Raw genomic sequence first — 14492 nt, 5'->3', positions numbered from 1 at the left:
ATCTTGTGGGAGCCCCGATAGCTATCGGGGGTCGCCTCCCTGCCTACCGGCAGGCAGGCTTTCTTTTAAACCCTTCATCATGAATTTGATGAAGGGTTTTTTTATGCCATAAACTCAAATCTGGAAACGACTGTCAACACCCCTGCCTGCCCGTACCGAAGGGTACGTTCGGGCGGGCCCGCCTGTACCGTTCGGGCAGGCCCGCCTGTACCGAACGGGCAGGTCTTCCCATTCCGAACAGAGAAGTTAAGTCCGTTAGCGTCCCGATGCTTCGGGAGTACTGCTATCTTGTGGGAGCCCCGATAGCTATCGGGGGTCGCCGCCCCGCCCGTACCGAAGGGTACGTTCGGGCGGGCCCGTCCGTACCGGTACGGGCAGGCTTTCTTTCATACCCTAAATTCAAATCTGGAAACGACTGTCAGCTCCCCTCCCTGGAAGGGAGGGGAAGTCCGCCATACGGCGGACGGGGAGGGTCTTCTTTCCCGAAACAGTCTTCAGAAATCAGCCGATCGGGGAGGGTCTTCTTTCCTGAAACTGTCTAGATAAGCCGGCGCGGATTTACAATTCGTGACGTGAACACCTACAAATATTTTGGATAAGACAAACCACCCCGTCCAGCAGCCACCCCTGCCTGCCGGCAAACCGGCCTCTTTTCCCTTTGGGTAGGAGGGGGAACTCTTATCAGGATACATCCCGGTAATGAGAAGTTGAAATTGCTCTTAACACCTTCTTAATGATCGTTAAAAGGTTCATAAACATCGACAAAATACGCAATACCTTCTCCTGAACCTCGTTTTTACTCATTCCATACATTATGGAAAAAATAATATTAACCCGCCAAGGCGGAAAAATTAAATTTAGTTATGACCTTAAAATCAATTTTTAAACCGACTTTATTCTTGTTTTTTGTGAGTCTCATGGTCTCCTGTTCATCTGATGATGATGATCAGGACCTGGGTCCGGAAACCGGGAAATACAATACTGCTGTTTACATAACCGATGCTCCTGTAGATAACGCCGAAATTTCCGGAGTCTTTGTCACTATTGCAGGTGTTAAGGTAAACGGTACCTCCCTGGAAGGATTTCAAAAAACTACCGTTGAAGTAAGTAGTCTTACCAATGGCTCTACCGAACTTTTGGGAAACCTTGACCTTGAAGCAGACGCCAACTCTACCGTAGTTCTTGAATTAGATAATGACGCAGATGAGTCAGGAAACACTCCGGGTTCATATGTTCTTACAGCAGAGGGGGAAAAGAAAGCTCTTACTTCCGCTTCAAATGAAATCACCCTGACAGATAAGGCAGAGGTGCTGGAGTCTGATGACAATGAACTTATCATTGATTTTGATCTTAGAAAAACCATTGGTATGAACGGAGAAGGTGAATATACCTTTGCTAATGATTCACAACTGGCTAATGGCATAAGAGTAGTCAATAACCTTAACACCGGTACAATTACCGGAACTGTTTCTAATATGAATACTTCTGAAGCTGAGACCGTGATTGTTTTTGCTTATGAGAAGGGGAGCTACGACAATTCAGAGTCCCAGGAAGATGCAAATGGGGTAAATTTCACAAATGCTGTCACCAGTTCAGTAGTGAATGAAGCTAACGGAGATTTCTCTCTGCACTTCGTGGAAGAAGGAGATTACGAACTCCACTTCGTTTCTTTTGAAGACGTTGATGCTGATGGGCAACTAGAAGTTGAAGGAGAAGTGAATGTGACTTCAGCTGCAGGGGTTGATCTTGGAGTGGTAACAGTTACAGCCGATTCCACTACCTCAATTGAGATCCTGCTTGCTGGTTTAGTTGACCTCTAAAAAAAACCTTTTTGGATTATTTTAAGGCGCTGCTCCATTTGGAGCAGCGCTTTTTTCTTTTAGGACTCAATAAAATCCCTGTACTCCAAAAAGAATCTTTCCAACGCTTCCATTTTTTCAGCGAACCAGGCTTGTACAGCAGGCCAGTCTTTTTTGTTGTGGATGTTTACTCCGTGCCTGGTAACATAAACCCGGGAAATGATCTTCCCGTTCTCCAGTTCATACTCTTCAGCAAAAACCGCATCAGGTAAGAACTCTTCTTTCAAAATGGTTTGCAGACTTTGCAGTTTTTCGAAATAATACTGCCTCATAATCTCATCTACCGAGTCCAGATCTATTGAAACTTCTGCGATCTTTCGGGTGAAAGTGAATTTGAGAGAGAAATCCTTGATCCTGGTGTTGTATAGAAGCCACTTTCGGGGATAATTCTTTCCGAAGCTGGTCCAGAATTCCTGCCGTAGCTTTTTGGATTCTTCCTTACTGTACATACTACATAAAATAGGCGAGCAGGATACCCAGAATGATCACCCCGAGTTTTGAGGCGTTAAAACTGTGGTTCCTGGAAGCTTCAAACAAAATTGTGGTAGACACGTGCAAAAAGATTCCTATGACCAGGGAATAGATCCAAATTGCATATTTATCCAATACCGCGAAGGATTCGTGAAGCCAGCTTCCCAGAGGGGTCATTACTCCAAAGATGATCAGGAATAAAATGGTCTTCGTCTTTCCTATTTTGGAGTGGATAAGAAAGGTAGATAATATTGCTGCCACAGGGATCTTATGGATCACTACCCCGTGAAGAAGGTCATCACTGCTGTTTAATGGAAATCCTTCCAGCAGGGAATGCAGGGAAAGGCTTATTAGGAGCAATAAGGGAAACCTGCCCGTTTCTCCGTGATGCATATGTCCGTGCTCAACTCCTTTAGAGAGGAATTCGAGGAAGATCTGCAACAGGAGTCCCAACATGATGAACAGTCCCACATTACTTTTCCCCGATTCATAAACTTCAGGCAATAATTCAAAAACTGTGATAGACAAAAGGAAGGCCCCGCTGAATGATAATAACAACTGAAACCTCGATGAGGAAGATGGTTTGATGAAAAGGGAAATAATAAAGCCTGCAACAACAGCAAGCATCGGCAGGAAGTAGATCATTAGTTGAACACAAGGATTAGCCTGTCTGATGTTTTTTCATCAAACGGATCAAGGTTATAATTTCCGAAGGTATGCTTCAGGTTTATGCCTGCCTTTTTAAAATATTCCCTGAACTTATCCAGGTCCAGGGCCCTGACTTTTTCCGTGTATTCATAGGACTCTCCATCATCTTCAAATTTGATATCCTTCAGGATATACCCGTCCTGCACACGGCGCTTAATATCGAAGTCAATGCCTTTTACGGTCTTCACTTCGGCGGGTACCAGGTTTTCCATCACTTTGGTTACATTCATGAAATCGATCACTCCATAACCTCCCTCTTTGATCTCCTCCCGGATAGCTTGTATTGACTCCAGGTTATCCTTTTCCTGGTCAAAATAACCCAGGCTGGTAAAAAGATTGAAAACAGCATCGAATTTTTCATCAACAGGTTTGCACATGCAATGCTCGTCGAATTGTAGGGTTTCGTTCTCAAACTGCTTCGCATAAGCGATACTATTCTCAGAAAGGTCGACCCCGGTTACATCAAACCCCAAACTATTCAGAAACACAGAGTGCCTTCCCCTGCCACAGGCAAGGTCCAATATACTTGCTCCCTGCGGAAGTTCTAAAAAGGAAACCAGGTTCTTCATGAAATCCCGGGCTTCATCATCATTGCGGTCTTTGTATAGTATGTGGTAGTAAGGAGTGTCAAACCAAGAAGAAAACCAGTATTTTTCAGCTAATTCCATATCCTGCAAAATTAATGTATTTTTGCCTCTCACAGAAAATAACAAATGGAAAATAATTTTCAAATGGTGGCCAAAACCCTTTTTGGCTTTGAACCCTTACTTGCAAAGGAGCTAAGAAACCTGGGAGCTATTGATGTAAAGGAGGGAGTGAGATCTGTTTCTTTTATTGGTGACAAAGGCTTTATGTACAAAGCTAACCTGTCGTTGCGTACGGCCATCAAGGTCTTAAAACCTATCCATTCCTTTAAAGTTTTTTCTGAAGATGACCTGTACAACGAGATAAAGAAAATAGCATGGGAGAAATATCTTGATCCTACCGAGTCGCTGGCGATTGATGCCACTGTACATTCCGAAAGGTTTACCCATTCCAAGTATATCGCCCTGAAATCAAAAGATGCAATAGTAGACCGGTTCAGGGAACAATCGGGCCAGCGCCCTGATATCGACCTGGATTTTCCTACCCTGCGTATAAACATCCATATTGAAAAGGAGTTCTGTACAGTTTCTCTGGATAGTTCGGGGCAGTCTTTGCACAAACGCGGTTATAAAGCTGCAACCAATATCGCACCTATTAATGAAGTACTCGCAGCAGGAATGTTGCTACACTCTGGTTGGGACGGGCAATGTGATTTTATGGACCCTATGTGCGGAAGTGGAACCATCTTGATTGAAGCGGCCATGATCGCTTGCAATATTCCGCCTAACCTGAATAAAAAGGAATTTGGGTTTGAAAGATGGAAGGATTGGGATGAAGATCTTTTTGAAAAGATAGAGGAATCTGTCCTTAAGAAAGTCAGGGAATTCCATTTTACCATCAAAGGATATGATAAGGCTCCCTCTGCAGTACATAAGGCGAAAGACAACATTGAAAATGCTAATTTGTCTGAGTTTATAACCGTAGAGCACGAAGATTTCTTTAAAACCGAAAAGCAGACCGAACGACACCTGCACATGGTCTTTAATCCGCCGTACGGGGAACGACTGACCATTGACATGCCCGAATTCTATAAAGCCATTGGGGATACCTTAAAACAGAATTATCCTGATACCGATGCCTGGTTCATCACTTCCAATCTTGAAGCGATCAAGCATGTAGGATTGAGACCTTCCCGAAAGATCAAATTGTTTAATGGCTCCCTTGAATCCAGACTTTTGAAGTACGAGATCTATCCGGGGAGTAAAAAGGCTAAAAAACAGGATAATTAGATCACTTTTTGTAGAACGGAATAAGGTAGGATATTGAATATCCTACTCCTGCACCGAAAGAACTGTCGTCAAAGGTGCGGTTAAAACCCGGGATATAAAGGTTGTCAAAATTTTGTGGGGTAGTTTGTGTGATCCTCCTTTTCAGCTGTACATGGGTTCCCAAAAAGACATTATTGAGGACTTCAACCTTGATCCCCAGCTGTAATTCTATCCAACTCGCGGTAAGATTGGAAAATTCCTGGGCTTCATTACGAATATCGGGAGGAAAGTAGGAGTTGGTGGTGTAGATCGAGTATTCCTGCAATTCCGAAGAAAATGAAGCGAAACCAAAGCGTAATCCGGCAAAGATCAGGTTTTCCATTCCTGCCCAGTTGTCATAGGCATTATAGTTAACCCCCAGCTTGATATAACTTCCTTTTGCTTCCGCAGTAACATTCGTTTCAGAAATAAGGTTCTTCTCATTACCTAATTCCCCGGCCAGGTAGTAATCTTTGTAAAGCCGGTAATCCCCCTTTAGTTCAAATCCCTGGTAATCATCGTCAAGCAGGGTCCTCAATGGTTTACTGAGGTCGACTCCCAAACGCAGACCGTACTTTTCCCGGTATTCCAGGGTGTCTGCTTCTACGTTTGACTGTGCCATCAAAACAGAAGGAAGGAAAAGTGCAAAACTAATGAGTAAAGGAAATATGTGCTTCTGTTTCATTTTCTACATTTTCTTGTAAAATAATACCCGAGGTGATCCAGGTGTCCTCATCAGAATGGACATTGACCTCAATATTCAGAAAATCGATCTTATATCCGCAGGCCCTGTTCAAATAATCTGGAGCAGGATTGTAGGAGAAAGTAACAATATCCTCATTTTCTGAATCTGTTCCGCCATTAAGAACAAAACTGTATTCGGTGAAATTTTGATCGGTTCTCAGTGGAATACTGATGCTGTTGGTATTGGTTGGCCCAAGATAATCCTCCTCAATACCGGTAGCCCTCACCACCAGCCCTTCCACAGCCTTTAACCTGGAAGGATCCTGTACATCGGTGAAATCAATAACAAGTAAAGGAGTCGTCTCGGTTCCTTCGGGACAGATATCATCTTTTTGACAACCTGATATCGCGAAGAAAAAGGCTGTAGCTGCAACTATTCTGCTGAGTCTGATCATTATCTTCTTTCTAAACAAACTACGTTTTCTACATGAAAGGTCTGCGGAAACATATCAACTGCCTGTGTCCTGGTGACCTTGTAATGCTCATCGAGCAGGGCGAGGTCACGAGCCTGGGTAGCAGAGTTACAGCTCACATAGACGATTCGTTGCGGCAAGATACCAATAATTTGAGCAACAACATCCTTGTGCATTCCGTCACGGGGAGGATCTGTAATGATCACATCGGGGTGGCCGTGCATCAGGATAAAATCATTGGTGAACACTTTTTTCATATCTCCCACATAGAATTCGGTGTTTTCAATATTGTTGTTTTTCGCATTCACCCTGGCATCTTCAATTGCTTCGGGAACAGCTTCTACACCTATTACTTTTTTAGCCTTTGCCGCAACGAACTGGGCGATCGTTCCGGTGCCAGTATACAGATCATAGACAAGTTCATTTCCGGTAAGTCCGGCAAAATCGCGGGTGATCTTATATAGTTCGTAAGCCTGATCAGAATTGGTTTGATAGAAGGATTTTGCATTGATCTTAAACTTCAAACCTTCCATTTCTTCAAATATGTGATCCCTGCCTTTATAGCAAATCACCTCCTGGTCATAGATGGTATCATTTCCTTTAGGATTGATCACATATTGAAGAGAAGTGATCTCGGGGAATTCATCTGCCACAAAATCAAGCAGTAATTCTCTCTTTTCTTGATCTTCCCTAAAGAACTGTAGTAGTACCATGATCTCCCCTGTAGAAGAAGTCCTGATCATAAGGGTTCTTAGCATGCCTTTTTGTTCCCGTGTATTGAAGAAGGGGATATTGTTCTTTACAGCGAATTCCTTTATACTGTTCCTTATCCCGTTACTAGGGGCCTGTTGAAGGTGACATTCCTGGATGTCAAGGATCTTGTCCCACATTCCCGGAATATGGAACCCAAGGGCATCCCTGTCTTCGATATCCCTGCCGCTTTGAATTTCTTCCTGCGTAAGCCAGCGGCTGTCGCTAAATGAGAATTCCATTTTATTGCGGTAAAAATAAATGGCTTTACTCCCCAGGATGGGGCTTACTTCGGGAAGTTCAATTTTTCCCAGGCGGGTAAGGTTGTTCACCACTTCCTTTTGTTTGTAATAAAGCTGGTGCTCATAACCCATGAACTGCCATTTACAGCCCCCACAAACGCCAAAATGAATACAGGGTGGCTCCACCCGCTTTTCTGAATATTTATGGATCTTGGTGGCTGTACCCTCGTAGTACGCTTTTTTCTTCCTGGTGGTCTGTACATCGATCACATCTCCCGGTACCGCATTTCCTATGAAGATCACTTTTCCATCTGGTGCCTTGGCTATGCTTTTACCTTTTGCACCTGCGTCAATGACTTCCAGGTCTTTGAATTCTTTGTTCTTGTTCTTTCTTGCCATAGCGCAAAAATAGGATAAAACCTCAGATTTAACGGGTAGGGCATTGAAAAAATCGGTAAACATTTAGTAATTTGCGACTTCTGAATTCAGGATGATTTCTCTCCTCAAATTGCCGGGTTTCCCGGTAATTTCGAAAAGCAGGAATTTCGATTTAATAATATGTAAAAATTTAAAAAATGTCGATTTCAGAAAAAATTTCTTCAGAAGAAGCCATTCAGTTGGAAGATAGATATGGAGCTCACAATTACCACCCGCTGCCGGTGGTGCTTGAAAAAGGTGAGGGAGTGTACGTGTGGGATGTTGAAGGGAAGAAATATTATGATTTTCTTTCGGCTTATTCCGCAGTAAATCAAGGGCATTGCCATCCAAAGATCGTTGGAGCAATGTATGAGCAGGCTACAAAACTTACCCTTACGTCAAGGGCTTTTCACAATGATATTTTAGGAAAATACGAGAAGTTCGCCACAGAATATTTTGGTTTTGATAAGCTGTTGCCCATGAATACAGGCGCCGAAGCTGTGGAAACCGCCATCAAACTAGCCAGAAAATGGGCTTACGAAAAGAAAGGGGTAAAGGAGACCGAAGCCCAGATCATTGTTTGTGAGAATAATTTCCACGGAAGGACCACTACCATTATTTCCTTTTCCAACGATGAAGGGGCAAGGAAGAATTTTGGCCCATATACCCCCGGATTCATTAAAATACCTTACAATGACACCGAAGCTCTTGAAGAAGCCCTGAAACAGAACGATAATATCGCAGGATTCCTCGTAGAACCCATCCAGGGAGAGGCGGGAGTTTATGTTCCTACGGAAGGTTTCTTATCAAGGGCAAAAGAATTATGTGAGCAACACAATGTACTTTTCATAGCAGATGAAGTGCAGACAGGGATCGCCCGTACCGGAAAGTTACTGGCTGTAGACCATGAGAATGTGAAACCTGATGTATTGATCCTTGGAAAAGCCATTTCCGGGGGAGTTTATCCTGTTTCTGCTGTGCTGGCAGATGACGAAGTGATGAATGTGATCCAACCGGGGCAACATGGTTCTACCTTTGGGGGTAATCCCGTAGCCTGTGCCGTAGCTATGGCCGCCTTAACGGTAATCAAAGATGAAGATCTTGCCGAGAATGCCGAGGAATTGGGGAACCTGTTCCGGAAAGGAATGAACGATTATATCAGGAATTCCAATATAGTGAACCTGGTACGCGGAAAAGGTCTTCTGAATGCAATCGTGATCAATGATGCTGAAGACAGCTCAACAGCATGGGACATTTGTATGAAACTTAAAGAAAACGGATTGCTCGCCAAACCTACTCATGGGAATATCATTCGGTTTGCGCCACCATTGGTTATGAACGAGGAACAATTGAATGATTGTGTAAATATCATTACAAAGACTCTCGAAGATTTCGAAAAATAAACTTATAGCTTAAACAATAGATGATCAAACTGTCTGAAAAATTTAATTTTCAGGCAGTTTTTTAATTCTCGTACTCTCTCCTCATTTCTTCAGATATCTCCAGAAGACCTTCCACACCGTGAATAGAGACTGCAATGATCACCATGATAAGGAAGATCGCAGAAAGGATCACTCCAATAATAGCGAGAATTCTTCCTGTCTTTACATTTCCGTAGCCATCATAGAGTTCAGGGTCTGCGAGATAGGTTCTTTTCGCTTTTCCCGCCAGGATCAGGGCTATGACTCCAAACAGAAGTCCCAGTATCCCGTAGCAGCAACACGTGAGGATAGAAAGTATTCCGAAAATGAGGATGAGGGTTGAATTGGGTAAAGTTTGCTTTTCCATGATCGTTGGTTTTTGGTTAGTCGAAAAAGACGCTCATTTTAAATAGATATGAGCCTATGATTATTACGGCATTCAAAATGATCAAACCGGTCTTTACATACCAGTCATGCCTGAACTTTATAAAAAGATTTAGAAGAAGGAACAGCAACAAGACGAGCAGGGAATAAATGGCGGGGTACATCACCAAGGCTTCTTTGAATTGACCTTGTATGACCAGAACCAGAGCACGTTGAGCACCGCACCCCAGGCAGTCGATCCCGAACAGCTGTTTATTGAGACAAGGGAACAGGAATTCTTCCATGACTAGGGATTGAAAACTATGATCTTTTTTGAATTTTTCGAGTTATTCATGCAGCTTACCTTCACAATGTAAACCCCGCTTACCAGCTGAGCGGTTGAAATACCTATGGACCGCCTGTTCTCAAAATTACTTCTGAAAAAGATCCTTTTTCCCATCAGGTCATATAGCTCTACAGATCTTACACCCTGGGCAGAGTTGCTGATGATCTCCAGCTCCTTCAGATAATTATTTTGAAGGACCGAAAAGCCAACATCTTCAGCATCATCTTCGAAAGACTGGGGGATAGTGGGAAGGGCCGCTGCTTCATATTCGGTCATGAAGGCCAGACTAAAACGACCTGAATGGTTACCGGGTGCTAAGCTTATTTTGAAGATATCCCCTTTGATCGAATGATATTGATTGGTCTGCCTATCCAGGATATAAATATTCTCAAGATGAAGATCTTCAGGTTGCCCGGCCGAGATCTCAAAATCGGTTTCTGTATGCTCTGCGTTGAGATATAGCGGAATCTTTTCAGTGACATTAAAGGGGCGCACGTCTATAACATAGCTGCTTTCTCCAAACAGGAATCCAACATCGGCCGGTGCCAGATCATAGACCGGGGCATCCATTCCGGGATCTACTCCAACTGAGGCTTCAGGCCAGAAGGCGAGACTAAGGCTACGAACATATTCATCATTGATCTTAGCCTGTATCCTCACCCTTGGTATGACGCTGACTTTTTCTGAAGTTGATGATTTCCCGGCCACCGGTACCGCCTTTTTGATCGAAGATTGCTCTTCACTATTAATGAACACCCGTTGCGAGTTAGTAAAGACAGCAGGTGAACCACCCGCGCCCTCTACCATAAAACCCTGCGCAATGGGAAGAAACCTTAAATTTTGCTGATTTCCCTTCATTCCTGTAGTAGCCTGTTTCTCACCGTAAGAGATAAAAATGGGAACTTCATAGATTCCCATGGTACAGGGCGCCACTGGGCTAAAAGCACCATACCCGCCAATATAATCTGCCAGGTAATGGGAAGAACCATTCTCTGCCGAATCCCAGAAATAAGCGATCCCGGTGGTGGCATTATTGCGTTCAATGGTGCCGTAGCAGGAAGTTTCCATGTTTCCTGTTCCTGAATTTTCCAAAAGAAAACGGCTTAGGTCCAGGGTAGAAGGATATGGATTTCCCGTGAGTACGAAGTTTCCCTGTGGAACAGCTACCTCAATATCCCCCGAATTTGGCCTTCCGCGGAAATCGTATCGCTGAGCATTTCCGGGATTGTTTGCTCTGCCCTCAATCACTGTAGGATCTATTCCTTCTGTACCTTTCATGCTGAAACCGTGACCGGCAGGTATGTTTGTGCCGGCCCCTGCGTATTGCCAATGGGAATAATCTTCTCCTGTATAAGTGTAGATCCATCTATTTGAAACAGAGAGTGGATTTGCTTTTCCATTCAGAGCAGAAGTGGTCTCCGCTGGAATGCTATGTAGTATGGTTTGAGGAGAATAAAACATTTCTAAGCCGAAAAAGCCATTTTTTCCCGCACTGTTTCCAACAGGGGAAGCCCAGTAATTATAGTCGTAGGCATTGCTGCTTCCGGTTTGATAAAGGGAAAGTTGCCCGTTACCTGAATTTGGAACCTGTTGCGAGCCCTGGACCAATTGGGCATTTCCCCTGAGGTAAATACTGGCAGCATTCCCGGGGATTATGTTTTTATTGAGATGTACCTCCTTTTCAACGAAAAGTACCGTACCTTTTATAAAAAGGTAATGATCACGGTTACTATCTGACGGGCTCACGAACAGTTGTGAAAAGCAAAGTTGCGCCGCAAATAAACAGGTCAAAAAAGGGATAATTCTTCTCATTTTACCGAAATTTGTTCCGAATTGTGATCTTTTATTGAAGATAATATACTTTTACGATGCTACCCACCTGATAAACAAATAATTATGAAAAAAAATAATTCTCAATTCATAAATACAATGTTGATCCTGGTAGGAGGTGGCCTGCTGCTTTTTGAAATTTCCACCCGTGAAGAAAATGTCTATTTTCTGGTGACAGGGATAATACTTCTTATGTTTGGATTGTACCGGGCCACTAATTTTTGGGTGTACACCAAGGATGATCACAAAAAGGAAAACGAGAACGAAAATCTCCAGGAATAGATGCTGAAGCCGGGTGATAAAATAGCGGTACTTGACGAGGACCTTGAAGGAATAGTCACATCAGTCAATGGGTCTCAGATAGAGATCGAAACAACTGAAGGTTTTGTGATGAGCTTTCATGATAAGGACCTGGTAAAGATCGATGCCCCGCTTCCTCATGTTCTCTCAAATGAAGACGTGGAAATTTCTGAAGTGATCAAAGAAAAAGAGTCTTACAGGAAACCCACTTCCCGAAGAATTAAGCCTAAGGAGCGTAACCAGCCTCCTATGGAAGTAGACCTGCATATTAATAAACTCATTCCCAGAACAGGAGGCCTCAGCAATTATGACATGTTAACCATCCAGATGGATACTGCAAAGAGACAGCTTGAATTCGCCATGAAAAAACGTATCCAAAAAGTGGTTTTCATTCACGGAGTAGGTGAGGGGATTTTAAAAGCTGAACTCGAAAGCTTGTTTGGTCGTTATGAGAACCTCAAGTTTTATGATGCAGATTATCAGAAATATGGTCTGGGAGCTACAGAGGTTTATATCTTTCAGAATTACTGATCCTCTACGGATCCTTCTTCTTCTTCCTCTTCCTCCGATCCTTCACCCGGATTATATTGTTGGGCTGGAGAGTCTATAAAACCAAGTTCGTAGTTTTCAAGCCGTATCTGTTCTCCATCACCACCCTGATTAACAAGGCTAAGGTTTTCAATGGTCACCAGGTACCTGAAACCTCTTGAAATTAAATTTTCACGGAAGGTATCCACCTGGAATGAATCTGTGATCTCAGGATTCAAATAATGCGCTAATCCTTCATCGTTCTGGTCATCTGCAGGATTGTTGTTCCTGTTCCAGTCTTCATAGCGGGTTATTGTGCCGTCACCATCATCATCTGCATCGAGATAATCTGGTGTGCCATCATTATCAGAATCGGGCAGGCCGTTAACCGTATTGGCTGCCTCAACATCATTCTCGGTACGGGTGAGAATATTATCCCCGTCATCATCAATGTCCAGGTAATCGGGAATTCCGTCTTCATCTGTATCACGTTCAGAAGCCATTCCTTCGGCTTCAGAAAGAACACCATCCCCGTCGTGATCTGTCGCGTTTTTCAGGGTTGATGTGATGATCACTTCGCCGCCGCTGGTACTTCGGTATTCTTCGGTCACCTGAGGGGACACCGGAGGAATGGAATTGCAGAAATAATCATTTTCCACCTGGCCGTCAAATACCCTGTAGATCACTTGATTTTCAGCATTGAGAGGGATCCTTATTTGACCTTCTTCCGTAGCAAGAAAACCGGGTTCAACAGTGTTATAGGTGAATCTAAAAGCTATGGCCTCATGCACCTGGTCATTATTAATATTGTAGAGAACCTGAGAATCATCATTGCCACACCATTGAAGCTGTTGATTCTCAAAATCAAAATCGGTAACAATTAAATCCCCGTCATCACAAGATATAAGCAGCAGCACTGCAAAAAGGAACCAATAAACATTTTTCATTTTTCCGGGTTTTCAGCAAAATTAAAAGTAATATATAATTTACACAGAGACTTCATTAAAATTATTTTAAAACCTTTATTTTTGTAGACCATGAAACAAGTCTACTTAGATAATGCCGCGACCACTCAAATGAGGGAGGAAGTGGTGAACAGAATGGCAGAGGTCATGAAAAATGTGTACGGGAACCCGTCTTCTACACATGCCTTTGGCCGATCTGCCAAAACCCTAATTGAACAGGCCCGTAAAACTGTTGCAGGCATTCTTAATGTGGCGGCTTCAGAGATCATATTTACCTCGGGGGGAACCGAGGCTGATAATCTTATCCTGAACAGTGCTGTACGTGATCTTGGGGTGAAAAGGATCATTACCTCCAAAATTGAACATCATGCCGTTCTTTATACCCTGAACAAACTTCACCAGGTTTACGGGGCAAAGATCGATTATGTCAATCTTGATGACTGCGGAAGAGTAGACCTTGGACATCTTGAGGAACTATTGTCTTCGTCAAATGAAAAGACCATGGTAAGTCTTATGCATGTAAACAATGAAGTTGGAAATCTTCTGGATATTGAAAAGGCAGGAAACATGAGCAGGGCCCATAATGCCCTTTTTCATTCAGATACCGTACAGTCAATAGGCCACTATGAGCTTGATCTGTCCCAGATCCCGGTTGATTTTACTGCTGTAAGCGCGCATAAATTCCATGGTCCTAAAGGAGTGGGTTTTGCCTATATTAGAAAGAACAGCGGGTTACAGCCCCTGATCTTTGGAGGGGAACAGGAGCGGGGTTTCAGGGCCGGGACAGAGTCTGTTCACAATATTGTTGGCCTGGAAGAAGCGCTTAAACTGGCTTATGAACACCTTGACGAGGAACGGGAATATATTAGTTCCCTGAAACGTTATTTTATAGAATTACTCAAAAAGGAGATCCCGAATGTGAAATTCAACGGGGAGTGTGATGATTTTGAGAACAGCACCTACACGCTTATCAATGTTTGTCTGCCTGTTTCTCCGGAAAAATCCCTGATGTTATTATTTCAACTGGACCTGCATGGTATTGCCTGTTCTAAAGGAAGTGCCTGTCAAAGCGGAAGTAATCAAGGTTCGCATGTATTGAATGCGTTCCTTTCTGAAGAAGACCTTAAAAAACCATCCCTCAGATTCTCTTTTTCCAGATACAATACCACAGAAGAAGTTGAATATGTGGTAGGGGTGCTGAAGGATTTTATTGAAAAATAATATTTAATCCGGCAATAGCTAT

At 43.3% G+C, this 14492-nt stretch carries 16 protein-coding genes; 6 read left to right on the top strand and 10 right to left on the bottom strand.

What is annotated here, in order from left to right:
- Positions 1 to 863: 863 nt before the first annotated feature.
- Positions 864 to 1820 carry a DUF4382 domain-containing protein gene (locus ACFSTG_RS13160; protein ID WP_380753743.1) on the top strand — a complete coding sequence of 319 codons (957 nt, stop codon included), beginning with the start codon at positions 864 to 866 and terminating at the stop codon, positions 1818 to 1820.
- Positions 1821 to 1879: 59 nt separating this feature from the next.
- Here ACFSTG_RS13160 and ACFSTG_RS13155 read toward each other — a convergent pair whose 3' ends face one another.
- Genes ACFSTG_RS13155 through ACFSTG_RS13145 form a run of 3 tightly spaced genes read right to left on the bottom strand, consistent with a single transcriptional unit; the run spans position 1880 to position 3706 of the window.
- Entirely contained in the window at positions 1880 to 2308 is a 429-nt protein-coding gene (locus ACFSTG_RS13155; protein ID WP_380753739.1) for a DUF4268 domain-containing protein, read from the bottom strand.
- 1 nt (position 2309) lies between these two features.
- Positions 2310 to 2975: a ZIP family metal transporter gene (locus ACFSTG_RS13150; protein ID WP_380753734.1), complete on the bottom strand. Its 666-nt coding sequence runs from the start codon at positions 2973 to 2975 to the stop codon at positions 2310 to 2312.
- Complete coding sequence (locus ACFSTG_RS13145; protein WP_380753729.1) at positions 2975 to 3706, bottom strand: class I SAM-dependent methyltransferase; 732 nt, start codon at positions 3704 to 3706, stop codon at positions 2975 to 2977. Before ACFSTG_RS13145 ends, ACFSTG_RS13150 begins: the two co-directional genes overlap by 1 nt.
- Before the next feature lie 45 nt (positions 3707 to 3751).
- Between ACFSTG_RS13145 and ACFSTG_RS13140 the strand changes: the two genes are divergently transcribed.
- Positions 3752 to 4912 carry a THUMP domain-containing class I SAM-dependent RNA methyltransferase gene (locus ACFSTG_RS13140; RefSeq protein ID WP_380753725.1) on the top strand — a complete coding sequence of 387 codons (1161 nt, stop codon included), beginning with the start codon at positions 3752 to 3754 and terminating at the stop codon, positions 4910 to 4912.
- Position 4913: 1 nt separating this feature from the next.
- Here ACFSTG_RS13140 and ACFSTG_RS13135 read toward each other — a convergent pair whose 3' ends face one another.
- Genes ACFSTG_RS13135 through rlmD form a run of 3 tightly spaced genes read right to left on the bottom strand, consistent with a single transcriptional unit; the run spans position 4914 to position 7478 of the window.
- Positions 4914 to 5615: a DUF6048 family protein gene (locus tag ACFSTG_RS13135; RefSeq protein ID WP_380753721.1), complete on the bottom strand. Its 702-nt coding sequence runs from the start codon at positions 5613 to 5615 to the stop codon at positions 4914 to 4916.
- On the bottom strand, positions 5581 to 6069 hold the full coding sequence (locus ACFSTG_RS13130; RefSeq protein ID WP_380753718.1) for a DUF6452 family protein: 489 nt from the start codon (positions 6067 to 6069) through the stop codon (positions 5581 to 5583). Before ACFSTG_RS13130 ends, ACFSTG_RS13135 begins: the two co-directional genes overlap by 35 nt.
- The gene (rlmD, locus tag ACFSTG_RS13125; RefSeq protein ID WP_380753772.1) at positions 6069 to 7478 is read right to left on the bottom strand and encodes a 23S rRNA (uracil(1939)-C(5))-methyltransferase RlmD; all 1410 of its coding nucleotides are present in this window, start codon (positions 7476 to 7478) and stop codon (positions 6069 to 6071) included. Before rlmD ends, ACFSTG_RS13130 begins: the two co-directional genes overlap by 1 nt.
- A 176-nt stretch (positions 7479 to 7654) precedes the next feature.
- Here rlmD and rocD point away from each other — a divergent pair, with 176 nt between their 5' ends.
- Positions 7655 to 8899 (top strand): ornithine--oxo-acid transaminase, encoded by a 1245-nt coding sequence (rocD, locus tag ACFSTG_RS13120; RefSeq protein ID WP_380753715.1) that lies wholly within the window; start codon positions 7655 to 7657, stop codon positions 8897 to 8899.
- 61 nt (positions 8900 to 8960) lie between these two features.
- Here the strand turns inward: rocD and ACFSTG_RS13115 are convergent, their stop codons facing one another.
- Genes ACFSTG_RS13115 through ACFSTG_RS13105 form a run of 3 tightly spaced genes read right to left on the bottom strand, consistent with a single transcriptional unit; the run spans position 8961 to position 11438 of the window.
- On the bottom strand, positions 8961 to 9284 hold the full coding sequence (locus ACFSTG_RS13115) for a CCC motif membrane protein (RefSeq protein WP_380753712.1): 324 nt from the start codon (positions 9282 to 9284) through the stop codon (positions 8961 to 8963).
- A gap of 16 nt (positions 9285 to 9300) precedes the next feature.
- The gene (locus ACFSTG_RS13110; protein WP_380753709.1) at positions 9301 to 9585 is read right to left on the bottom strand and encodes a DUF2752 domain-containing protein; all 285 of its coding nucleotides are present in this window, start codon (positions 9583 to 9585) and stop codon (positions 9301 to 9303) included.
- A 2-nt stretch (positions 9586 to 9587) separates the two neighbouring features.
- Positions 9588 to 11438, bottom strand: coding sequence for a T9SS type A sorting domain-containing protein (locus ACFSTG_RS13105; protein WP_380753706.1), 1851 nt, complete (start codon positions 11436 to 11438; stop codon positions 9588 to 9590).
- Between the two features lie 84 nt (positions 11439 to 11522).
- On the opposite strand from ACFSTG_RS13105, the gene ACFSTG_RS13100 reads away from it, so the two are divergent.
- On the top strand, positions 11523 to 11738 hold the full coding sequence (locus tag ACFSTG_RS13100; RefSeq protein WP_380753703.1) for a hypothetical protein: 216 nt from the start codon (positions 11523 to 11525) through the stop codon (positions 11736 to 11738).
- On the top strand, positions 11739 to 12287 hold the full coding sequence (locus ACFSTG_RS13095; protein ID WP_380753701.1) for a Smr/MutS family protein: 549 nt from the start codon (positions 11739 to 11741) through the stop codon (positions 12285 to 12287).
- On the opposite strand, the gene ACFSTG_RS13090 is transcribed toward ACFSTG_RS13095, so the two are convergent.
- Positions 12281 to 13231 carry a hypothetical protein gene (locus ACFSTG_RS13090; protein ID WP_380753698.1) on the bottom strand — a complete coding sequence of 317 codons (951 nt, stop codon included), beginning with the start codon at positions 13229 to 13231 and terminating at the stop codon, positions 12281 to 12283. The genes ACFSTG_RS13095 and ACFSTG_RS13090 overlap by 7 nt on opposite strands.
- A 90-nt stretch (positions 13232 to 13321) precedes the next feature.
- Between ACFSTG_RS13090 and ACFSTG_RS13085 the strand changes: the two genes are divergently transcribed.
- The gene (locus ACFSTG_RS13085; RefSeq protein ID WP_380753695.1) at positions 13322 to 14470 is read left to right on the top strand and encodes a cysteine desulfurase family protein; all 1149 of its coding nucleotides are present in this window, start codon (positions 13322 to 13324) and stop codon (positions 14468 to 14470) included.
- Positions 14471 to 14492 lie beyond the last annotated feature (22 nt).

This window comes from Salinimicrobium flavum (assembly GCF_042684505.1).
In the GTDB taxonomy this organism is placed as follows: domain Bacteria; phylum Bacteroidota; class Bacteroidia; order Flavobacteriales; family Flavobacteriaceae; genus Salinimicrobium; species Salinimicrobium flavum.
The sequence above is the reverse complement of the archived record's forward strand: the minus strand, read 5'-3'. Positions and strand labels throughout refer to the sequence as shown.